This window comes from Micromonospora sagamiensis (genome assembly GCF_014680085.1).
Taxonomy (GTDB): domain Bacteria; phylum Actinomycetota; class Actinomycetes; order Mycobacteriales; family Micromonosporaceae; genus Micromonospora; species Micromonospora inyonensis.
Map to the genome: position 1 here is coordinate 1,181,582 of NZ_AP023438.1, position 22,554 is coordinate 1,204,135.

General features: G+C 72.2%; 16 protein-coding genes. 5 read left to right on the plus strand and 11 right to left on the minus strand.

What is annotated here, in order from left to right; genetic code table 11:
- Positions 1–164: 164 nt before the first annotated feature.
- Together IGA62_RS04800 and IGA62_RS04805 are read left to right on the plus strand one after the other, a co-directional pair.
- Positions 165–1,613: an alpha-amylase gene (locus IGA62_RS04800; RefSeq protein ID WP_145816075.1), complete on the plus strand. Its 1,449-nt coding sequence runs from the start codon at positions 165–167 to the stop codon at positions 1,611–1,613.
- A gap of 135 nt (positions 1,614–1,748) precedes the next feature.
- A complete protein-coding gene (locus tag IGA62_RS04805; protein ID WP_145816074.1) occupies positions 1,749–2,888 on the plus strand; it encodes a site-2 protease family protein in 1,140 nt (379 codons plus the stop codon).
- Positions 2,889–2,996: 108 nt separating this feature from the next.
- Here the strand turns inward: IGA62_RS04805 and IGA62_RS04810 are convergent, their stop codons facing one another.
- From IGA62_RS04810 to IGA62_RS04860, 11 genes are all read right to left on the minus strand, one after another.
- Positions 2,997–3,782 (minus strand): DUF2306 domain-containing protein, encoded by a 786-nt coding sequence (locus IGA62_RS04810; protein WP_232624876.1) that lies wholly within the window; start codon positions 3,780–3,782, stop codon positions 2,997–2,999.
- A gap of 158 nt (positions 3,783–3,940) precedes the next feature.
- On the minus strand, positions 3,941–7,258 hold the full coding sequence (locus IGA62_RS29920) for a BTAD domain-containing putative transcriptional regulator (protein ID WP_145816073.1): 3,318 nt from the start codon (positions 7,256–7,258) through the stop codon (positions 3,941–3,943).
- 51 nt (positions 7,259–7,309) lie between these two features.
- A complete protein-coding gene (locus IGA62_RS04820) occupies positions 7,310–8,578 on the minus strand; it encodes a D-arabinono-1,4-lactone oxidase (RefSeq protein WP_186499743.1) in 1,269 nt (422 codons plus the stop codon).
- Between the two features lie 141 nt (positions 8,579–8,719).
- Complete coding sequence (locus IGA62_RS04825) at positions 8,720–9,649, minus strand: LLM class F420-dependent oxidoreductase (RefSeq protein WP_145816071.1); 930 nt, start codon at positions 9,647–9,649, stop codon at positions 8,720–8,722.
- 80 nt (positions 9,650–9,729) lie between these two features.
- Positions 9,730–11,985, minus strand: a complete 2,256-nt coding sequence (locus IGA62_RS04830) for a heavy metal translocating P-type ATPase (RefSeq protein WP_145816070.1) — start codon at positions 11,983–11,985, stop codon at positions 9,730–9,732.
- On the minus strand, positions 11,985–12,173 hold the full coding sequence (locus IGA62_RS04835) for a hypothetical protein (RefSeq protein ID WP_145816069.1): 189 nt from the start codon (positions 12,171–12,173) through the stop codon (positions 11,985–11,987). Before IGA62_RS04835 ends, IGA62_RS04830 begins: the two co-directional genes overlap by 1 nt.
- A gap of 171 nt (positions 12,174–12,344) precedes the next feature.
- Positions 12,345–12,575, minus strand: a complete 231-nt coding sequence (locus IGA62_RS04840; RefSeq protein ID WP_145816068.1) for a ferredoxin — start codon at positions 12,573–12,575, stop codon at positions 12,345–12,347.
- Between the two features lie 11 nt (positions 12,576–12,586).
- Positions 12,587–13,792: a cytochrome P450 gene (locus tag IGA62_RS04845; RefSeq protein ID WP_145816067.1), complete on the minus strand. Its 1,206-nt coding sequence runs from the start codon at positions 13,790–13,792 to the stop codon at positions 12,587–12,589.
- A 373-nt stretch (positions 13,793–14,165) separates the two neighbouring features.
- A complete protein-coding gene (locus IGA62_RS04850) occupies positions 14,166–14,999 on the minus strand; it encodes an ABC transporter ATP-binding protein (RefSeq protein WP_145816066.1) in 834 nt (277 codons plus the stop codon).
- Complete coding sequence (locus IGA62_RS04855; protein ID WP_198501202.1) at positions 14,999–16,090, minus strand: FecCD family ABC transporter permease; 1,092 nt, start codon at positions 16,088–16,090, stop codon at positions 14,999–15,001. The genes IGA62_RS04850 and IGA62_RS04855 overlap by 1 nt, the downstream gene beginning before the upstream one ends.
- A complete protein-coding gene (locus tag IGA62_RS04860) occupies positions 16,087–17,055 on the minus strand; it encodes an ABC transporter substrate-binding protein (RefSeq protein WP_186499742.1) in 969 nt (322 codons plus the stop codon). Before IGA62_RS04860 ends, IGA62_RS04855 begins: the two co-directional genes overlap by 4 nt.
- A 334-nt stretch (positions 17,056–17,389) precedes the next feature.
- On the opposite strand from IGA62_RS04860, the gene IGA62_RS04865 reads away from it, so the two are divergent.
- The 3 genes from IGA62_RS04865 (at position 17,390) to IGA62_RS04875 (ending at position 22,419) form a co-directional block, all read left to right on the plus strand.
- Complete coding sequence (locus IGA62_RS04865) at positions 17,390–18,841, plus strand: MFS transporter (RefSeq protein ID WP_145816064.1); 1,452 nt, start codon at positions 17,390–17,392, stop codon at positions 18,839–18,841.
- A 42-nt stretch (positions 18,842–18,883) separates the two neighbouring features.
- Positions 18,884–19,534 (plus strand): sulfotransferase family protein, encoded by a 651-nt coding sequence (locus IGA62_RS04870; RefSeq protein ID WP_145816063.1) that lies wholly within the window; start codon positions 18,884–18,886, stop codon positions 19,532–19,534.
- 1,658 nt (positions 19,535–21,192) lie between these two features.
- Complete coding sequence (locus IGA62_RS04875) at positions 21,193–22,419, plus strand: cytochrome P450 family protein (protein WP_145816062.1); 1,227 nt, start codon at positions 21,193–21,195, stop codon at positions 22,417–22,419.
- Positions 22,420–22,554: the final 135 nt, after the last annotated feature.

The following is a 22,554-nucleotide window of genomic DNA, read 5'->3' on the forward strand; positions in this document are numbered from 1 at the left end:
CTCCACAGTGGACGCGGCCAGCAGTGATACACGCCAATGCGTTGACAGTCACTGCAAAGCGCTCGTAACCTTTCAGCAAGTTTCAGCTGCTACTGCAAGAAGGCAGCACCGAGGCTGTCCCTGGCGCGTCCCCACCCCCGTCCCCACCCCCGTCAGGAGTTGAGATGCTTCGACGTCGACGCGGCTCCGCACTGCTGGCCGTGGGCCTGCTCGCCGGCCTGCTCGCACCCGTCACCGTGGCGGCTCCCCCGGCCGCCGCGGCCCCCTCCGGCACCAAGAAGGTCATCGCCAACCTGTTCGAGTGGAACTGGCCCTCGGTGGCCAACGAGTGCACCACCGTGCTCGGCCCCAAGGGCTACGGCTACGTCCAGGTCTCGCCCCCGCAGGAGCACGTGCGGGGCAACCAGTGGTGGCTGGCCTACCAGCCGGTCAGCTACCGCATCGAGTCCCGCAAGGGCACCCGCGCGCAGTTCCAGTCCATGGTGAACACCTGTCACGCCGCCGGCGTGAAGGTGATCGTGGACGCGGTGGTCAACCACATGTCCGGCCAGGACGCCGGCGGCACCGGATGGGCCGGCTCGTCGTACCAGCACTACGACTACCCGGGCATCTACCAGTCGCAGGACTTCCACCACTGCGGGCGCAACGGCAACGACGACATCGCCAACTACGGCGACCGGTACGAGGTGCAGAACTGCGAGCTGGTCAACCTCGCCGACCTGAGGACCGAGTCGGACTACGTCCGGACGAGGATCGCCGGGTACCTCAACGACCTGCTCTCCCTCGGTGTGGACGGCTTCCGGATGGACGCCAGCAAGCACATGCCGGCCGCCGACATCGCCGCGATCAAGGGCAAGCTCTCCCGCTCGGCGTACATCGTGCAGGAGGTCATCTACGGCGCGGGTGAGCCGATTCAGCCCGGCGAGTACACCGGCAACGGCGACGTGCACGAGTTCCGCTACGGCAAGGACCTGGCCCGGGTGTTCCGCTCCGAGCGGCTGGCGTACCTGCGGAACTTCGGCGAGGGCTGGGGGCACCTGCCCGGCGGCGTGGCGTCGGTCTTCGTGGACAACCACGACACCCAGCGGGACGTCGGCGGCGTGCTGACGTACAAGGACCGGGGCATCTACGCGCTGGCCAACGCCTTCATGCTGGCCTGGCCGTACGGGTCGCCGTCGGTGATGTCCAGCTACACCTTCACCGACCGCGACGCCGGGCCGCCCTCGGACGGCAGCAACAAGACCCTGAACACCACCTGCTACTCCGGCTGGGAGTGCGAGCACCGCTGGCCGGTCATCGCCAACATGGTCGGCTTCCGCAACGCCACCGAGGGCGCCGGCGTCTCCAACTGGTGGGACAACGGCTACCAGCACATCGCGTTCAGCCGGACCGGTAAGGGCTTCATCACCATCAACGACGAGGACTTCGCGGTCAACGGCCGCTCCTACCAGACCGGCCTGCCCGCCGGCCGGTACTGCGACGTCATCCACGGCACCCTGAGCAACGGCTCGTGCAGCGGCCCGGTGGTCACCGTCGACTCCGGCGGCTGGTTCGCCGCGAACGTCGCGGCCCACGACGCGATCGCCATCCACGTGGGCGCCCGCCTGTCGTAGCGCCACCGGCTCGCGGATCACCGTCATCCCAGGATCCCCTCCCCGGCAGCCCTGCGGGGAGGGGATCCCACCTCTGACCAACCGGTGTCGTCCGCCGCCGGCATGTTCCGCGCCCGGTGGGGTATCCGTCCGCCCATGAGGGCGAGTTTCCGGCTCGGCCGGGTCGCCGGCGTGCCCGTCGGCGTCAACTGGAGCGTCCTGGTCATCTTCGCGCTGATCGCCTGGGGGTTGGCCGCGCGACAGTTTCCGCGCGCCTACCCGGGGGAGCCGCTCTGGGCGTACGTGCTCGCCGGGCTCGCCGCGGCGGTGGTCTTCTTCGCCGGCCTGCTCGCCCACGAGGTCGCCCACGCGGTGGTGGCCCGCCGCAACGGCCTGGGGGTCGAGGGCATCACGCTCTGGCTGTTCGGCGGGGTCTCCGAACTGAAGGGCGAAGCGCCGAATCCGGGCGCGGAGCTGCGCATCGCCGGCATCGGACCGCTGGTCAGCCTGATCATCGGTGTCCTCTTCGGCGGGGCCGCCGTCGCGCTCGCCCTCGCCGGGCAGCGAGGGCTGGCGGTCGGCGCGCTCTCCTGGCTGGCCGGGATCAACCTCCTGCTCGCCATCTTCAACGTGCTGCCGGCCGCCCCACTCGACGGCGGACGGCTGCTGCGGGCCGCGGTGTGGAAGGCCACCGGGGACCGGACCCGCGCCTCGGTGGTGGCGGCCCGCGCCGGTTGGGTGCTGGGCGTGCTGCTGATCGGGCTGGGCCTCTGGCAGTTCCTGGTCGGGGCCGGCATCGGCGGGCTCTGGCTGGTGCTGATCGGCTGGTTCCTGATCGGGGCCGCGAGCATGGAGGAACGGCAGGCCCGGGTCGGCTCGGCGCTGCGCGGCGTACGGGTCGCCGACGTGATGACCCCGCAACCGCAGACCGCCTCGGCGGAGATGACCGTCGGCGACTTCGTCGACCACTACCTCTTCGCGTACCGGCACTCGGCGCTGCCGCTGACCGAGGACGGGCAACCGGTCGGCCTGGTCACCCTGGACCGGGTCCGGCACGTCGCGGCCGATCGGCGCGGCGCGACCACCCTCGCCGAGGTGGCCTGCCGCGCCGACGAGCTGGTGCTGGCCCGGCCGGAGGAACAGTTGACCGACCTGCTCCCCCGGCTGAGCGAGTGCGCCGACGGCCGGGCGCTGGTGGTGGTCGACGGGCGACTGGTCGGGATCGTCTCCCCCAGCGACATCAGCCGGGCGGTGCAGCGCAGCAGCATGCGCGAGCAGCTCGCCGTCCAGCGGTGACACCGCCCGCCGGGCCGGGACGGGGCGGTCAGCCGGGCCGGGACGGTCAGCCGGGCGGGGCGGTCAGCCGGTGCCGGTGGGGCGGTCAGCCGGGCCGGGACGGGGCGGTCAGCCGGTGCGGGTGGGGCGGCGGGAGGGGTGGCGGTCCAGCCACCACTGCGCGGCCAGCAGCGGAAGCGTCCAGCCGAGCCAGGCGGTCGCCCCCGCGACCATCCAGCTCATCAGCTTCTCGTCACCGTGGAAGGTGGTCTCCAGTTGCGGGTGCAGCAGCAGGAAGAAGACCACGCCCCAGATCCGGTTCGTGATTATCGACACGGTCAGCGCGAAGCTCCGGACCATCCACCGGCGGTGGTCGGCGAACCGGCGCTGCCGGGCCCGCCGCCAGCCGACCATCGTGCAGATCAGCCAGAGGGGGGCCAGCACCACACCGCTGACCCGCGCCACCGGCCCGAACGGGGTCACCGCGCCGAGGTAGAAACCGATCACCCCGGCGGGGAGCACCCCGGCGAAGACGTAGATCCGGCCGATCCGGCGGTGGGCGGCCGGGAAGCGCTGCCGGAACCACGGCCACACCTGGAACCAGCAGGTCAGCGTGGCGACCGAGGCGAAGAGGACGTGCGCGACCAGCAGCGGGTGGTAGAGGGGCACCCCCTCCGGCGGCGTGATCCGCGACTGCTCCGGGTCGAGGCTCAGGTACGGGGGCAGGGAGAAGGCCACGAACAGCACCAGCACCACCCCCAGGGGCGCCATCCAGGGGCGACGCCACCACCGGCGGGCCGGCTCCGGACGGGTTCCGGTGGCCGGGGTGCGTCTGCTCCGTCCTGGACCGGGGTCCGGTCCGGACGGCGTCGGGACGGCGGGCGGGGCGGTCTGCGTCGTACCGGTCTCGGCCACGGCGGGCTCCTCGTCGACAGGGAACGGTGTGCTGCCGTCGAGGGTGTCCGTCCACGCTGACCGGACGCGCACCGGACGCTGACCGGAAGCGCTGTCGCCGGTCAGCGCGGCGCACACCGGGACGGCCGCTGCCCGACGGACGGGTCGCACGTGGTGGGTCAGGTGCGGATCAGCTCCCGCAGGGCGGCGCGGCCCTCGGTGTGACTGAGCGCGGCACCCCGGGCAAAGGCGGCGACGTAGCCGGCCTCGCCGAGCGCCGCCCGCGCCCCGCCGACCACCACGGCCACGTCCCGGCAGGCGGTCACCCGCAGGCCGCGTACCGCCGTGGCCACCCCGAGCAGCCACGCCGCCCGCTCGGCTGCCCCCTCCGCCAGCAGCACCCCGGCCAGCCCCTCGGCCGCGTCGGCGATGGTCGCCCCGTTGTGCCGGCGGAGGGCCGCGTCGAGCGCCTCCCGGTGCCGGCGGCGGGCCTCGGCGGGCTCGTCCCCGGCCTGCGCCACCCGGCCCAGCGCGGTCAACGCGGCGACCCGGATCGCGGCGTCCGTCCATCCCTCCGAGACCCGGGCCAGCGCCTCCGCCTGCCGGCGGCGCGCCTCCGCCAGGTCACCGGTCAATCGGGCCACCTCGCCGAGGCCCCAGGTGACCTGCGCCGCCGTCGTCGACATGCCGCCACGGCGGGCGAGATCGGCGGCCCGCTCGTACTCGGCCCGGGCGGCGTCGGCGTCACCGGCCCGCAGCAGTCGCTCGGCCCGCCGGCAGTGCAGGTCCGCCACCTCCTCGTAGGCGTCGAGTTGCCGGACCAGCTCCAAAGCCTCATCACGCAGGGCGAGGCCCTCGTCGTCCGCGCCGCGCCAGGCGGCGATGGTCGCCAGCCCGTCCAGCGCCTGCGACACGCCCCACCGGTCGCCCACCGACCGGAACCCGGCCAGCGCCTGCCGTAGCTCCGACTCGGCCGTGTCGACGATGCCCTGGAACAGGGCGAGGAAGCCGTTGCCGAAGTGGCCGAGCGCCTGCGACCACGGGTCCGCGCCGATCAGCCGCCTGCGCCGGGGCAGTTCCGCGCCGGGCGGTCCGGCGAACTGCGCCCAGAGGACGTTGAGGAACGGCTGCCGGGGCGGGTGGTCCATCGCGTCCATCAGGGCGGTCGCCCGTCGTACGTGGTCGGACAGCCCGGCACCGGCACCACCGGACACGGCGTACACCACGCAGATCACGTACTCCTCGGCCAGCCCGTCGGGAGGTTCCGCGCCGACCGCGCGCAGCAGCCGCTCCGCCAGCGGCGCGATCTCGCCGCGCAGGCCACGCAGGTACCAGTAGGCGCTCAGCGCGCCGACCAGCCGCATCGCCAGCGGCAGGTCGGCGGTGACCGCCCAGCGCAGGGCGGCGTCCAGGTTACGGTGTTCGGCGCGGAGCCGGTGCAGCCAGTCGACCTGCTCCTCCCGGCGCAGGTAGCCGTCCGCCGTCGCGGCCAGGCGGAGGAAGTACGCGGCGTGCGCCCGACGGAGGAGATCGTCTTCGCCGGCCTCGACGAGCCGCTCGGCACCGAAACTCCGCACCGTCTCCAGCATCCGGTACCGGCCGGCGGTGTGTTCGAGCAGCGACCGGTCCACCAACGCGGCGAGCAGTTCGGCGGTGTCCGGCCCGCGCCGGGTGGTTGCAGGGGGCCCTTCCTCCTCAAAAAGCGGTAGCAGGGGACCCCTGCTACCACCGCAGACCTGCTCGGCCGCGGAGACCGTCGCCCCGCCCGCGAAGACGGTCAGCCGGCGCAGGAGTCGCCGTTCCGCGTCGTTGAGCAGGTCCCAGCTCCAGCGGACCACGGCGTGCAGCGTCTGGTGCCGGGGCGCGGCGGTCCGGTCACCCCGGGAGAGCAGCCGGAAGCGGTCGTCCAGCCGGGACGCCACCTCGGCCAGCGGCAGGGCGCGTACCCGTACCGCCGCCAGCTCGATCGCCAGGGGCAGGCCGTCCAGCGCGGCGCAGATACGCCGTACCGTGTCGACGGTGCCGCTGTCGAGGACGAAGTCCGGACGTACCGCGGCGGCCCGGTCGGCGAAGAGGCGCAACGCCGGGGCGGTGACGGCGGTCCCGACCGGCGCCTCCCGGTTCGGCACGGGCAGCGGGGCCAGCGGGCAGAGCAGTTCCCCGGTGAGGCCGAGCGGCTCCCTGCTGGTGGCCAGGACCCGCAGGTCGGGGCAGGCGGCGAGGAGACGGCGTACGACCGGCGCGGCGTCGCCGACGACGTGCTCGCAGTTGTCGAGCACGAGCAGCATCCGCCGGTCCGACAGCGCGGTGACCAGGCGGGCCAGCGCCGGATCGGCGCCGCCGGAGGGCACACCGACGGCGGACGACCCGCCGGCACCGGACAGGCCGCCGACCGGGCCGGCAGCGGGTGGGCCGGCAGTAGGGCGGCCGGCGTCGGGTGGGCCGGAGATCGGGGCACGGTTCACGCCGGGCAGGCCGAGCCCGGACTCGCGCAGGCCCAACGCGTCGAGCAGGACGGGCGCGACCCGCGCGCCGGACGGCAGCGGAGCGAGATCGACGAAGCAGGTTTCACCGGTACGCCGGCCGGCCGCCGCGACCGCGAGCCGGGTCTTGCCGACCCCACCCGGTCCGGTGACGGTGACCAACCGCCCGGCGTCGAGCAGTCCCGCCACCCGGGCCAGTTCGTCCTCCCGGCCGACGAAGCTGCTCAGCTGCGCGGGAAGCCGGGCCGGCGGCGGGGACACCCGGTCGTCGCGCTCGTCGCGCAGCACCGCCAGGTGCACCGCGGCCAGCTCGGCGGAGGGTTCGACGCCGAGTTCCCCGGCGAGCGTACGGCGTAGGTCGGCGTAGACCCGCAGCGCCTCGGCGGACCGGCCGGTGGCGTGCAGCGCCCGCATGAGCTGCCCACGGGGGCGTTCCCGCAGCGGGTGGCGGGCGACCACCTCGCCCAGTGCGACGATCGGTGCGTCGGGGTTCCCGGCGGCGAGGGCCGCCTCGGCGTACTCCTCCACGATGCCCAGCCGCAGCTCGGTCAGGCGGGTGACCTGTGCGGTGGCGAACGGCGCGGCGGCCACGTCGGTGAGTGGCTCCCCCCGCCAGAGCGTGAGCGCCTCGCCGAGCAGGGCGACCGCCCGCGCCGGGGCTCCGGCGGCGAGGTCCTGGCGTCCGGCCCGGCCGAGCCGGACGACCCGGTGCACGTCCACGTCCTCCGGGTCGACGGCGAGCCGGTACCCGGTCGGGTGCGCCTCGACCAGCGGCCCGGTCCCGGCGGCGCGCAGCGCCCGACGCAGCCGGGACACCTGGGACTGGAGCGCGTTCGCCGCGCCGACCGGCGGGTGTTCGCCGTGCAGCCCGTCGATCAGGCGGTCGGTGGTGACCACCCGGTCGGCGTCGAGCAGGAGCAGGGCGAGCAGGGCCCGCAGCTGCCGCCCGCCCAGGGGCACGGACGTCCCGTCGACGGTACGCGCCTCGACCGGGCCCAGGATGCCGAAGAACACGGCCCCGATTCTGGCGTACCCGGTCCCGGACGGCGGCGACGTCGTACGGCCTCAGCGCGGGAGGTAGCGCTCCAGCAGGTCGTTGCGGAACTTGCCGGTCGGGTCGGCGGCGACGGTCGCGGCGACCGCGTCGGCGAACCGGGGATAGGCGGCGGCCACCGCCGTCGGGGTGAGCCCGAAGACCTTCCCCCAGTGCGGACGGGGCGCGAACGTGGCCAGCCGCTCCTCGACGGCTGCCACCACCGGGGCGACCGCCCCGGCGTCGGCGATCCAGGTGAAGTGGATCGAGCACGTGTCCCGGTCGTACTGCGGGCTCAGCCAGAGCCGGTCGGCGGCGACCGTCCGCAGCTCGCAGATCTGCAACACCGACGCGATCCGGTCGCGGACGCCGTCCAGCGCGGCCAGTGCCTCGACCGCCGCCGCCCTCGGCACGTGGTACTCCGACTGCAACTCCGCGCCACTGCTCGGGGTGAAGCCGGGCCGGAAGTGCGGCAGCCGCTCGTACCAGGGTCCGGGCACCCCGAGTTGCACGGTGCAGGGGTCGGCGGACATGCCCGGCACCGGATGCCGGGGCGTGTCGGCCGCCGTCGCGCCGAGCCACCGGGCCGGTGGCGGCTCCTGGTCAACCAGCTGTTTGCGCCACACCTGGTCGAACCCGGGCCCCCGCCAGCTGGTGAAGAGGCTGACGCTGTACGCCGAGGCGAACGCCTCGTCCATCGCCTCACGGGGCAGGTCCAGGTGGACGTACTGGCGCATCTCGAAAGCCGGCACCAACGCCAGGGTGAGCCGGGTGACCACCCCGAACGCGCCGAGACCGACCACCAGGGCGGCGAAACGTCCGTCGGAGGAGTCCACCCGGACCAGGTCACCGTCGGCGGTGACCAGTTCCACCGCGACGACCGACGTGGCCAGGTTGCCGTTGCGCACGCCGGAGCCGTGGGTGGCGGTGGCGACCGCCCCGGCGACCGAGATGTGCGGCAGGGAGGCCAGGTTCGCGCAGGCGTACCCCTGCTCGTGCAGGCGCGTCGCGACCTCGCCGTAGCGGAGGCCGGCCGCCACCGTCGCGGTGCCCGCGGCCGGGTCGACCTCGACGGTGGGCGGCAGGCCGTCCACCGCGACCAGGTCGCCGCTGGTGTCGGCGAGGCGGTTGAAGGAGTGCCGGCTGCCGACCGCCCGGACCCGCCGGCTCGCCGCCACCAGATCGCGCAGCTCGTCGACCGAGGTGGGCCGGTGCCGGCGGGCCGCCGACCAGGTGACGTTGCCGGCCCAGTTCCGCGGGGGCACCCCGGTGTCCGGTGTGCCGCGCCCGTCCGCTGCCATGACCTCTCCCCTCGGTCGCCGGCGTGCCCGGACCGCCGCTGCCGGCGTGCGTGCCCGGAGCCGCGACCGCCGCTGCCGGCGGCACCGGTGGTTGCCGCTGCCGTCGGCGTCGACGCCGGGTCGGCCACCGCGGCAGCCGGCTCAGACGTGCGGCATGACCTCGGCGGCGACCAGGTCCAGGTGGTCGAGGTCGGCCAGATCCAGCGCCTGGAGGTAGATCCGCTGGCTGCCGACGGTCGCGTACCGGCCGATCTTGTCGACGATCTCGGCGGGCGAGCCGGCGAGTCCGTTCTCGCGCAGCTCGTCCGGGTCCCGGCCGATCGCCTCGGCCCGCCGCCGGACCTCCGCGTCGTTCCGGCCGCAGCACAGCACCAGCGCGTTGGACCAGCACAGCTCCGCCGGGTCCCGGCCGATCGCCGCGCAGGCGTCGCGGACCCGGCCGAACTGCGCGGCGGTGTCGTCGACCGCGACGAACGGCAGGTTGAACTCGTCGGCGAAGCGGGCGGCGAGCCGGGGCGTACGCTTCGCACCCATCCCGCCGAGCAGGACCGGTGGCCGGGGCGACTGCACCGGCTTCGGCAGTGCCGGGGAACCGGTGAGGGTGTAGTACTTCCCGGAGAAGTCGAAGGTCTCCCCTGCCGGCGTCTGCCACAGGCCGGTGATGACGGCGAGCTGCTCCTCGAGCCGGTCGAACCGCTCGGCGAGCGGCGGGAACGGGATGCCGTACGCCTGGTGCTCCGCCTCGAACCAGCCGGTGCCGACGCCGAACTCGACCCGGCCGCCACTCATCGCGTCCACCTGGGCCACCGTGATGGCGAGCGGGCCGGGAAGCCGGAAGGTGGCGGCGGTCATCAGTGTGCCGAGACGGATCCGGCTGGTCTCCCGGGCCAGTCCGGCCAGGGTCGTCCAGGCGTCGGTGGGGCCGGGTTCCCCGCTGACCCCGCCCATCCTCAGGTAGTGGTCGGAGCGGAAGAAGGCAGCGTAACCGGCGTCCTCCGCGCAGCGCGCCACGGCGAGCAGCTGGTCGTAGCTGGCCCCCTGCTGGGGTTCGGTGAAGACGCGCAGTTCCATGGACCCGAGCATAGGGAACCGGCGGGCACACCGAACGGGGTCCCGGTGGGCGGGCGCCGGGCCGCGCCCGCCCACCGGTGTCACGACGACGCTCTCGCTGGCTGGAACGTCCGCAGTCGCAGGCTGTTGGAGACCACGAAGACCGAGGAGAGCGCCATCGCGGCACCGGCGATCATCGGGTTGAGCATGCCCACCATGGCCAGCGGCAGGGCGCAGAGGTTGTAGGCGAACGCCCAGAACAGGTTGCCCCTGATCACCCGAAGGGTGCCCCGGGAGAGGTGCAGGGCGTCCACCACCGCGAGCAGGTCCTCCCGGACCAGGGTCAGGTCCGACGCCTCGATGGCCACGTCGGTGCCGCTGCCCATCGCGATCCCCAGGTCGGCCTGGGCCAGCGCCGCCGCGTCGTTGACCCCGTCGCCGACCATGGCGACCGTCCGCCCTTCGGCCTGCAACTCCTTGATGATCTGCACCTTCTCGGCGGGCAGCACGTCGGCGATGACGTCGGCGATGCCGACCTCGGCGGCCACCGCCCGGGCCACCTTCTCGTTGTCCCCGGTGAGCAGCACCGGCACCAGGCGCAGGGCCTTCAGCTCGGCGACCGCCCGGACGCTGGTCTCCCGGACGGTGTCGGCCACCACGAAGACACCCCGGACGGCGCCCGCCCAACCGACCAGCACGGCGGTGCGACCGGCCGCCTCGGCCGCCTGTCGGGCCTCGTCGAGCGCGGGCGGGATCTCCAGCCCGGCCTCGGTGAGCAGCCGGGACCGCCCGACCAGGGTCGGCCGGTCGGCGACCGTGCCCCGGACGCCGAGCCCGGGAAGGTCGGCGAAGTCGGTGACCGGCAGCAGCAGCGCCGGGTCGCCGGCCCCGGCCACGATCGCCCGGGCCACCGGGTGGTCGGAGGCGGACTCCAGCGACGCGGCGACCCGCAGCACCTCGTCCCGTTCGGCGTCGGCGACGACCACGTCCAGCAGGCTCATCCGGCCGGTGGTGACGGTGCCGGTCTTGTCCAGCACGACGGTGTCCACCTGACGGCTGTTCTCCAGGATCTGCGGTCCCTTGATCAGCACCCCCAGCTGGGCACCCCGGTTAGTCCCGACCAGCAGGGCGGTGGGCGTGGCCAGGCCGAGCGCGCACGGACAGGCGATGATCAGAACGGCCACGGCGAAGGCGAAGGACGGCGAGCCCATCCCGGTGCCCAGCCAGAAGCCCAGCGTCCCGACGGCCAGCCCGATCACCACCGGTACGAACACCCCGGCCACCTGATCGGCCAGCCGCTGCACCGGCGCCTTGCCCGACTGCGCCTCCTCGACGAGCTTGGCCATCTGCGCGAGCTGCGTCTCGGCACCGACCCGGGTGGCGCGGACCACGAGCCGTCCGCTGCGGTTGACCGTCGCCCCGGCGACCTCGTCGCCCGGTGCGACCTCCACCGGTACGGACTCCCCGGTGAGCATCGACACGTCGACGGTGCCGTTGCCCTCCTCGACCACCCCGTCGGTGGCGATCTTCTCGCCGGGCCGGACCACGAACCGGTGCCCCACCACCACCCGGTCGATGGGCAGCCGGACCTCCGCCCCGTTCTGCAGGACGGACGCCTCCTTCGCGCCCATCTGGAGCAGGGCACGCAGCGCGTCCCCGGCGCGACGCTTCGCCCGGGCCTCGAAGTAGCGGCCGCTGAGGATGAACATGGTGACCCCGGCGGCGACCTCCAGGTAGATGCTGGCCGCCCCGTCGGTCTGCGACACGCTGAGTGAGAACTCGTGCCGCATGCCCGGCGTGCCCGCGGTGCCGAGGAACAGCGCCCAGACCGACCAGCCGAACGCGGCCAGCGTCCCGAGCGAGACCAGGGTGTCCATGCTGGCCGCGCCGTGGCGCAGGTTGACGAAGGCCGCGCGGTGCATCGGCCAGCCGCCGTAGACCACCACCGGGGCGGCCAGGGTCAGTGACAGCCACTGCCAGTAGGTGAACTGCCAGGCCGGCACCATGGCCAGCGCGATCACCGGTACGGAGAGCGCGATCGAGACCAGCAGCCGCTTCCGCAGGTCGTCCAGTGGATCCGCCGGTGCGACGCCGCGTTCCACCTCCTCCGGCGGGGGCGGCACCTCGGCGGTGTAGCCGGCCTTCACCACGGTGGCGATGAGGTCCGCCGGGGTGAGGTCGTCGGGGAACGCCACGCTGGCCTTCTCCGTCGCGTAGTTGACCGTGGCGTGGACCCCGGGCAGCCGGTTGAGCTTCTTCTCGATCCGGCTCGCGCACGCCGCGCAGGTCATGCCACCGATGACGAGGTCGATCCGGTTGGTCGCGGGGGACACCTCGGGAGGCGTGGCGACGCTCATCACGCCACCTCCCCCGGTTGCCCGGCGGTAGCCACGGCGACCTGCCCGGTGGACATCATCATGTCGTGGCCCTCACCGCTCTCCGCCGGTGAACTGATCGGACCGATGAGCCGGCCGATGATCAGCATCACCGAAAAGATCACGAGCAGGACGAGCAGGTAGGTGCCGAGTCGCCAGATCGCGTTCATGACAGATCCTTTCCGGGAGAGCCCGACACGGTGGCGACCACCCTCGGATATGGACGGCACATCATGTTCCACACTCCAGCCCAGCGGGCTCCGGTGGCCGGGGCGTAACGCCCCCGCCACATCCGGCCGATCCCGACGACACGGCACCCCCGACCCATTACCGTTACATTCCTAACTGATAATCCGCAGCTCGGATCCGGTCTCGGCGTCACGTACGCCGATCGCGCTGACGGGGCAGACCTCCGCCGCCGCGACGACCAACGGATCGCCCTCCGGAACCACCTTCTCCACCGGCTCCGACCATCCGTCCACCAGCCGGAAGCGGTCGGGCGCGGTGGCCAGACACACCCCGGAGCCGATGCACGAGGAACCGACCTCCACCTTCCACTGTCGCGCAGTCATCGCCGGCCCTCCTACCACTCGACCGGCAGGGCCGAGGGGCAACGGGCGATCAGACCGGGCTTCCACGGCACCTCGTCCGCGGGCACGGCCAACCGGAGCTGCGGAAAACGCTCGATGAGGCCCTCCAGGACGAGTTGGAGTTCCAGTCTCGCGATCGACGCACCGAGGCAGTGGTGCGCCCCGTGCCCGAACCCCAGGTGGGGATTGTGCGACCGGGTCAGGTCGATCTCCTCCGGATTGTCGAAGATCCTCTCGTCACGGTCCGCCGAAGCCCGCTGGAAGACCACGGTCTCACCGGCGCGAATGGTGACCCCGGCGATCTCGACGTCCTCGATCGCCACCCGGGGGAAACTGCCCACCGAGCGGAGCGGGATGACCCGCAACATCTCCTCGATGGTGCTGTGCACCAGGCGCGGGTCGTCGCGCAGTTGGGCCCAGAGTTCGGGCTGGGCCAACAGCAGGTAGAGCACGTTCGCGATCATGCTGAGCGACGTCTCGTGGCCCGCCATCAGGATGCCGATGCCGGTCCGCAGCATCTCCGTCTCGCTGAGCCGGTCCTTCTGCTCGAACGCCTCGAGCAGGGTCGTGACGAGGTCCTCCCGGGGCTCCCGTCGGCGCTGCTCGGCGAGCTCGCCCAGGTACGCCTCCAACTCGTTGCGCGACCGCTCGATCTCCTCCGGCGGCGCCCCGCTGGTGGCGACGAAGATGTCCGAGAATTGCCGGAACCGGTCCCGGTCTTCGTACGAGATGCCGAAGAGTTCGCAGATCATCGTCACCGGCACCGGAACGGCGAGGTATTCGACCGCGTCGACCGGGGCACCGTGCTTCGCCATCGCGTCGAGCTGCTCGTGCACCACCTCTTTGATGCGCGGCGCGAGGGCGTCGATCCGACGTTTGGTGAAGGCACCGGCGACGACCCGCCTGATCCGGGTGTGCTCGGGCGGATCCATCGAGAGCAGGTTCCCCTTGCGCAGGGGCAACGGGGTCACCCGGGCGGTGTCCGGTTCGGTGGCCCGCAGCGAGCTGAATCGGCGGTCGGCGAGGAACTGCTTCAACTCGGTGTAGCCCGTGATCAACCACGCCTCGCCCCCGTAGGGCATGCGGACGCGGGTGATCGGTTCGGTACGGCGCAGCTCCGCGTATCGGGGGTGGAGATCGAGCTTGTTAACCGGCCCGAAAGGGTAGGTGGGCGCTTCGGTGGTGTGGTCAGCCGTCATCGTGCCCCTCTAGCAGCAATCAGCGGGGTCGGCCCGCGCCGACCCCGGCGGGAACGAGGACGAACATGGATTGCCGGTGGCCGGTCAACGTCGACACGGTCGAGTGACACGGCCTTGCGCCGACGTGCATCCGCGCGTCCCCAGGTACCGCAGCAATCTACCAGCAACATCGATGAACATCCCAGGGTAAAGACCGTGACAGCGAGATTGCCGACATGCCATTCCAATCATCACGGACTATTTGTTGGCTCGATGTGAGCACGGCCTTTGACCCAATCTGCCGGCGTTTCGGCCGCCTTTGTTCGACCATCTTCGGGCATGCTCGATACGCCCGCGACAGGACGGGCGTGACGACCCCGACGGGTTTTCGGCGTTACATCTGACTCACCCGCGACGCGTCCGACGGCTTGCAGCTCCAGTGACAGGACCGGGCCGGGCAGACACACAGCGGACGGGTGTTCAGCAGTGCCCGGCCGGTGTCGGCGTCCGTGTCGATCCGGCCGTCGACCCCGAAGACCGTCCGGAGGATCTCGGGGGTGATCGTGCTCTCCGCCGCGCCGGTCGCCACGACCCGCCCCTCCTGGAGCACGACGACCGAATCCGCGTAGGTCGCGGCGAGGTCGAGGCTGTGCAGCGCGGCCACCGTGGTCACCCCGAGACCCCGGACCAGCTCCATCAACTCCAGCTGGTGACGGATGTCGAGGTGGTTGGTCGGCTCGTCGAGCACCAGCAGCCGCGGTTCCTGTGCCAGGGCGCGGGCGAGGAGGACCCGTTGCCGTTCCCCTCCGGACAGCTGCCCGACCCGGCGGTGCGCCAGGTCCACCAACCCGGTCTGCTCGAGAGCCTCCTCCACCACCTGACGGTCCACGGCGCGGAAGCGGTCGAACGTACCCAGGTGCGGCGAGCGCCCCAGGCAGACGGTCTCGAAGACGGTGAACTCGAAACCGGAGTGCTGCTCCTGGGCCAGCACGCCGGTGTGCCGGGCCGCCTCCGCCGCGGTCATCTTCCAGACGTCACGGCCACCGATCAGCACCGTCCCGGCGTCGGGGCGGTAGGCCCGGTAGACCGTGCGCAGCAGGGAACTCTTGCCACTGCCGTTCGGCCCCACGAGCGCGGTGAAGTCACCCGCCCGGGTCGACAGGCTCACCTCGCTGAGGATCTTCCGGCCACCCCGCGTCACCGACACCCCGTCGACGGACAGGTCCATCACATCTCCTCTCCGGCCAGGCCCCGGGCCCGCATGACCAGCAGGAAGAACGGCACGCCCAGGAACGCGGTGAGGATGCCGATCGGCAGCTCCGTCGGCGAGATCAGCATCCGGGCGGCGACGTCGGACCAGATGAGGAACAGCGCCCCCAGCGTGACGGTCACCGGCAGCATCCGCTGGTGGTCGGCCCCGACGAGCATGCGGGCCAGGTGCGGCACGATCAGGCCGACGAACCCGATCCCGCCGGAGACGGCGACCACCGTGCCGGTCAGGAGCGTGACCAGGATCAGCAGCTGACGCCGCAGGACGGTGGCGGAGACCCCGAGGGCCGCGCACGCCTCCTCGCCGAGCACGAGGACGTTCAGCCGCCGGCTCACCAGCATCAGCAACGCCGTGCCGACCAGGACCACCACGGCGGGGACCGCCAGCGACTCCCAGCGCGCTCCGGAGAGGCCGCCGAGCAACCAGAAGATGATCTGCTGCTGGACCGCCGCGCTGTCCGAGCGGGTCAGCAGAAAGGAGGTCACCCCACCGAGCAGGTGCGCGCACGCCACCCCCACGAGCACCAGCCGCAGGGGCAGCAGCCGGCCGTGCTGCCGCGCCAGGGTCAGCACCACGGCCATGGCGGCGGCCGCGCCGAGAAAGGCCGCCGTGGGCAGCGTCAGGGCACCCAGCACGGCCAGGCCGGTGGTCAGCACGACCACCGCACCGACCGACGCGCCGGAGGACAACCCGAGAAGGTACGGATCGGCGATCGGGTTGCGCACCACGCTCTGCACCACCGCGCCGGAGAGCGCGAGCCCGGCGCCGACCACGGCACCGAGCAGCACCCGGGGGAACCGGATCCGCCACACGATCAGATCCGAGGTCGACGCGCTGTCCCCGCCGCCGGTCAGGTGGTGCAGAAGGATCCGGCCCACCTCGTCGGCCGGCACCCGGACCGGCCCGATGCCGGTGGCCGCGACCAGCGACACCAGCAGCATGGCGAACAGTCCACCGAGCACCACGGCGTACGGGACGCGTTCCGGACGCCGGCCGATCCGCCGCTTCGCCTCCCTGCCGGGGGCGGCGGGCGCCTCCGCGACCGTCACGGCCGCCCCGTCCACAGCCCGGCCGCGAGTTGCTCCAGGCCGTCCAGGTTGAGCGGGGTCGGGAAGGAGACCAGGAACTGTGAGGTGCCGACGACCCGGCCCTGCCGGACCGCGCTCGTGTTGGCCAGCAGCGGGTTCGCCTTCACCTGCCGCAGCAGTTCCTCACCCTTCACCTTGGCGAACGGATAGTCACTGATCACCCAGATGACCTGCGGGTCCCGCTTGAGGACCTCCTCGGGTGAGACGTCCGCGTGCATCGACGTCACGTCGGTGAAGGCGTTCTGGCCGCCGGCCGCCTCGATCAGGGCGTGGGCGATCGTCACCGTGCCGGAGGTCTTCAACGGCTGCCCGGCCACCGGGTTGTCCTGGAGGATCAGCACCCGCGGTCGGTCCGAGCGCCGTTTCGCGGCCACGGCCTGTTCCCGGGCGCGCAGTTCCCCGACGACCTGCTCGGCCCGCGCCTCCACCTGGAACACCTGGCCGAGGCGGGTGAGGAAGTCGTACGTCGAGGCGAGGCTCGCCGGGGCGCCCTTCTTCTCGTCACCCAGGCAGGCGGCCAGGCCCTTGGCCCTCATCGTCTCCAGGTCGGCGTCGCTCGGGCTGCCGGGCGCCTGGCCGAAGCTGGAGAAACCGGTCAGCACGAGGTCGGGATTGGCGGCGGCCACCACCTCCGTGGTCGCCACGTTCCGCCCGAGCACGGGGAGCTTCTCCAGCTCACCACGGAAGGGCTGCTGGTCGGAGCCGAACGGGGCGGGGTAACCCGTTCCCACGATCCGGTCGGCCAGTCCCAGTCTCGCCATGGCCTGGGCGGCGTAGCCGTCCAGCGTGACCACCCGGCGCGGCGACGCGGGCACGGTCACGTCCCTGCCCTGACAGTCCTTGATGGTCACCGTGCCGGTCGCGCTGTTGCCGCTGTCCGGGCCGGTGCCACCGCAGCCGGCCAGCACCACCACGCCGCTCACCATGACGGCCAGCCAGGAGGCGGTCCTCGGAAACCGGTGCCGCCGGTCGGCACCGGATGGCCGAGACCGACGCGCCCGTCCCACGCGATGGAAAGGACAGGCTGTCCGCGCAGCTCGGGCGGCCCGCCTCCCCGCCAACATCTCAGTCATGTTCCGTTAGTCGCGCTCCGTACCCGGGAAGTTCCCGACGGTTGTGCGATCAGCATCGGACATACCGGTCCCGCCGCAGGTGGCGGGGACATTCAAGAATCTCGTGATCCACGTGAACCAAATCCGGTAGCGGAGCGACTACCTTCAGACACAAGCGCCCCGACGACCGCGTGGATGGAGCAGGAACGTGACGCAGAGCCGGGAGATCACACCTCCGCCGAACGGACCAGCCGAACCGCGTCAACGCAACAGTTGGGCGGTCGTGCTCACCGCGGGTCTGATCTCCTTCCTCGTGATGTTGGAGATCAACGTCGTACACGTCGCGCTCCCCGTCATCCAGCAGGAACTCGGGACCACCCAGGGCGTGACCCAGTGGGTCGCGGTCGGCTACCTCCTGCCGGCGGTGATCCTGGTCCTGCCCTGTGGACGCTGGCTCGACCAGATCGACCGCCGGGCGGCGTACGCCTTCGCGGTCGGCGGTTTCGGGCTCACCAGCCTCGCCGCCGGTGCCGCCCCGGGGATCGAGGCCCTGATCACCGCCCGGGTCCTGCAGGGCGTCTTCGCCTCGATGATCTTCGCCATGGCCCCCGCCCTGGCCGCCCTCGCGGTACGCGCCGACGCGCACGGCCGGGCGATGAGCGTCATCGCCACCATGGGGCCGCTCGGCGCGATCACCGGCCCGTCGCTCGGCGGGTTCCTGCTCGACACGATCGGCTGGCGTGCGGCCTTCCTGGTGGTCGTGCCCGTCTGCGCCGTGGTACTGCCGATCGGCCTACGGACGATTCCCGCCACCGACAAGGCGTTCCGGCTGCCGGACCGGGAGTGGCTGCTCGCCGCCGGGCTGATCGCCGTGTCGGTCGGCGCCGTCCTGGGCGGCATCTCGCTGGCGCCGACCCGGGGCGCGGCCTGGGTGCTGCTGTCGCTGCTCGCTGTGCCGGCCCTCGTGCTCTGGCACCGGCTCGGCACCAACCGGCCCGTGCTGGACCTGCTCCGGACGCGGGAGATCTCGGTGGCGACGCTCGCGATCGTCACCGGTTCGCTGGGGTACGCGATGCTGGCGTTCATCGTGCCGTTCTTCCTGCTCCAGGTGCTCGGCACGAGCGCTGCCGTCGCCGGCCTGACGGTGCTGGCGTACCCGCTGGCGATGGCGGTGTTCGCACCGGTCGGCGGCACCCTGGCGGACCGCTGGGCACCCGGGCCGGTGGCGCTCGTCGGGGCGCTCCTGGTGGCGGCCTCCGTGCTGCTGGTCCAGCCGCTCGACAGCGACTGGACCCCGGCGGACCTGGCATGGCGGTTGGCGGTGGGTGGGGCCGGCACCGCCCTGTTCGGCGGGCCCGCCCAGGCCATGGCGATGCGGGCCGCCCCGCGTGCCCTCGCCGCCACCGCGGCGGGTGCTCTCCAGTCCGGGCGGATGCTCGGCTTCACCCTCGGCCCGGCCGCCGCGACGGCCGTCTGGGCCGCCTCCGACCACTCGGTAGCCGGCATGCGGAACGCCCTGACGACCGCGCTCGTCATCGCCACGCTCACCGCCGTCGTCCTCGCCGTGGGCCTGTGGCTGGCGGCCCGCCGTACCCGGCCCGCCGTGGCGCCCGCCGTGGCCAACCCGATCGAGGTGATGCCCGAGAAGGCGCTCGACTGACACCGCCCGGCACCTGTTTCCACCGTGGAAGGACACATCTCAATGGACGTGATCGGGGTCGGCTTCGGCCGGACTGGCACCCTCTCCCTACAGGCAGCCCTCGTGCAGCTCGGCTTCGACCCGTGCTACCACTTCAGCACGCTCTTCGAGGAGCCGGATCATGCCAAGTACTGGCTGGCCGCGGCGGAGAACGACGTCAGTTCCCTCCGGACGGCACTCGACGGTTACCGCGCGAGCGTGGAGTGGCCGGGGACCGCCTTCTGGCGTGAACTGATGCAGGAGTACCCACACGCCAAGATCATCCTGACCACCCGGGACTCCGCAGCCTGGTACGAGTCGATGGAGAAGACCATCCTGAACGTGCTGCGGCGGGGCGAGGGGAGCACCGCGTTGGCGACCCACTTCCCGGACCGGCCCGCGGAACCACTCGTCCAGACCGCCACCCTCGTCGGGCACCGGGTCATCGTGCCGCGCTGCTTCGACGGCCGGATCGACGACCGCGACCACATCATCGCCTGCTACGAACGGCACAACGAGGCGGTCCGTCGGGAGGTCCCGGCCGACCGCCTCCTCGAGTACCGCGCGGGCCAGGGCTGGGAGCCACTCTGCCGCTTCCTCGGCGTCGAGGTGCCGGACAGTCCGTACCCGCATCTCAACGAACGACCGAGCGACCTGCGCGGTCCCGGCCGCTGACCGTCCGGGCCGGACGGCGGGAAGCCGGCGGCGGGTCCGACGGATCCGCGCCGGCCGCGCCGTCCGGCATCCGGCGGAGCGGTGGACGATCACCCGCCGCCGGCCTGCCGCCGGTTCCGCCCCGGCGACCGGTCCGCCGGTTCGGCCCCGAAAGCCCGGGGGACGCACCGCCACTGCGTCCACGGCCGATCGCCGCCCGTTCCCGGCGGCGACCGGAGGGTCTCCGGGGACAGGGGAACCCCGCCCCGCCGGTCACCCTCGGCTCCGGGTCACCCGAACCGGCGTGAGCGTCCCTGGGCTGCCGAACCCCCGACCATGACGGGCGACCCCCGGCCGGCGGGACGGGACACACCCCGGGCAGGCGCCCGCGTCGGCCACCCTGACAGCGGAACACCGCCCACCGCGTCCGCCGGCGCGACCGTACCGTGATCACCAGGGGCCGCTCCGGTCGGAGCCGGCGGCGTCCCCGCGCAGCCACGGAATGTCCCTCGACCCGGGCGCGAGCCGCGCTCGACGCGTCCACCCGAGACTGGGCACCGTCCGGCACCGGACGACTCGACCGGGCTTCCTGTCGGCCCCGGCCGGTCGGTCCACACCGAGGGCCAACTGGACGCCGCAGGCCGGCCGCCGGCTGCCGCCTGTGACGCCCCTGCCCCGCCACGGAGCCCCGAGCACGTCTCCCCGTGTCCCGGAGGCCGTCCCACAGACGCCTGACGGTGATGATGGCGAGATTTCCCGACACTGCCCGCATCTCTTTACATATTCACATATTTCATTTTATATCGGGCAGTCGTTGATGACCTACAAAAGGTTCCCGCACACATCTTCCGCCATAGGAACATCGGACACTACAGACTCCGCCCTCCGGCGCGACAGACACAATCGCGCACGGCCCGCGCCGAGTCATCGCCGGTGGACGACAAAAAACGCGTGCAAAATGCGGCAAAGACGGCGCGCTGGGCGCAACGTTGCCGAATGAACATTCACCTCAAGCCCTCGTGTGAAGATTCCGTCACCTCGATCAAGGTCATTAAGTGAGTGATTAACTCGTGATGGAGCGTTACATTCCCTGGGGGACGGCTCCGCCCGACAGATGATCCGTCGGTTCGGTTGGAGTCCACCTAATAGATAGACTTGCGCCGATATCAGAGGAGATCGGATGCACAAAATCAAGCGGCGGACGTCGTGCAGCCACGGCCTCCGGTCGAGGCGTCGCCCGCCGCACGGGGGCAGCACTTCGAACGGATGGGACGCCACCACGGCGACGACAGGAACGGGGCTTTCCGCGGTCGTGACCGCGCTCGCACATCCGACCGGTCCGACGCGGCGACACCCCTTCCGGCGCGCGGACGGGCAGGCCGAAGCAGCAACAACGCCGCAGGTCAGGGTGCGTGATCGCTGAGGACAGCCCGAGGTCGAACGCCGTCCGGCCAGCTGCTTCCTTCCCCGGAGGACCGATCTGCGAAGCAGGCCTGGTTACTTCCTGGAGTCAGGAACAGGTGTGACGTACCGCATGTCACATCGCACCGACGACGCCGCAGAAAAAACCATTTCCCGAGCTGGGCCGATCGCGGCCGGCGTCGCCCGTGACGTCGGTGACCCACGGGCGATCCGGACGAACACCATCCGCGCCGCCAGTTCCTTCCCTGGAGACATCGATGACCTCAGAAAAGCCGTATCCGCTCTACGGGCCGGAGTTCAAACGCTGCCCGTACACCGCTTACCAGCAGCTACGTGACAAAGGCGAGGTCCATCCCGTCGAGTTTCCCAGCGGGGTGACCGGCTGGCTCGTCACGGGATACGACGCGGCGGTGCGCACCCTGACCGACCCACGGCTCGGCAAGAACCACGATCTGGGCAACGACGCCTGGCGCCGGCTCGCCGCCATCATGCCCGAGCCGCAGCACTCGCAGCTCCAGGTCCACCTGCTGCACCAGGATCCGCCCAAGCACACGGAGATGCGGCGGTTGGTCACCGAGGCGCTCCACCCACGGCGTCTCGAGGCGCTCCGGCCGCAGTTCCAGGCGATGGCCGACGAACTCCTCGACGAGCTGGCGCCGGTCGGGCACGGCGACCTGGTCGAGGGCTTCAGCGCCCGGTTCCCGTTCCTGGTGCTGAGCACGGTGATCGGCCTGCCGCCCCACCTCGCGCGCCGGTTCCGGCGGGAGTGGTGCCGGGTGGTCCAGCCGGTCGGCCCCCGCTCGCCCCAGCGGGCGCACTACATCGGCCTCCTGCACGGCCTCCAGGCGTACATCGCCGACGTGGAGGCGGACCGGCGGGCGAATCCCGGCGACGACCTCCTCTCCAAGCTGGTCGAGGCCAACGACGACGGCCGCCTGAGCAACGAGGAACTCTCCTCGATGATCTTCCAGCTCCTGGTGGCCGGTCAGGAGCCGATGACCAACCAGATCAACACCGCGATGGTGGCCCTGCTGACGCATCCGGAGGCGCTGGAACAACTGACCGCCGATCCGGCACTGCTGCCCCGCGCCTCCGAGGAGCTGATGCGATACGACAGTGCCTTCGAGTTGACCACCTGGCGGTTCTTCCGGGAGGACAGCGACCTGTTCGGCACCCGGATCCCCGCCGGTGACTCGGTCATCGTGTCCCTGGCCGCCGCCAACCGGGATCCGGCGCGGTTCGAGCGGGCGGACGAACTCGACTTCGACCGCTCGCCCAACCCGCACATCGCCTTCGGGCACGGCATCCACTTCTGTCCGGGCGCCGGTCTGGCCCGTACCGAACTCCAGATCGCGCTGGAGACGATCCTCCGGCGCCTGCCGCACCTGAAGCTCGCCGCGGACCCGGACGAGCTGGGGTGGATCCCGGCCGTCCTCGGCCGGGGCGTGGAACGCCTGCCGGTGACCTTCACCGCGACGCCCTGAACCACCCGGATCCCGTCCGACGACCATCCCACGCGGCCGACGCCGGTCGGCCGTGCGCGAACGCGCGCGTTCCCGAGCCACCAGGCCACCCACGCCTGGTCACCGACGACCGTCGGCTCGGGCCCCTCCCCTTCA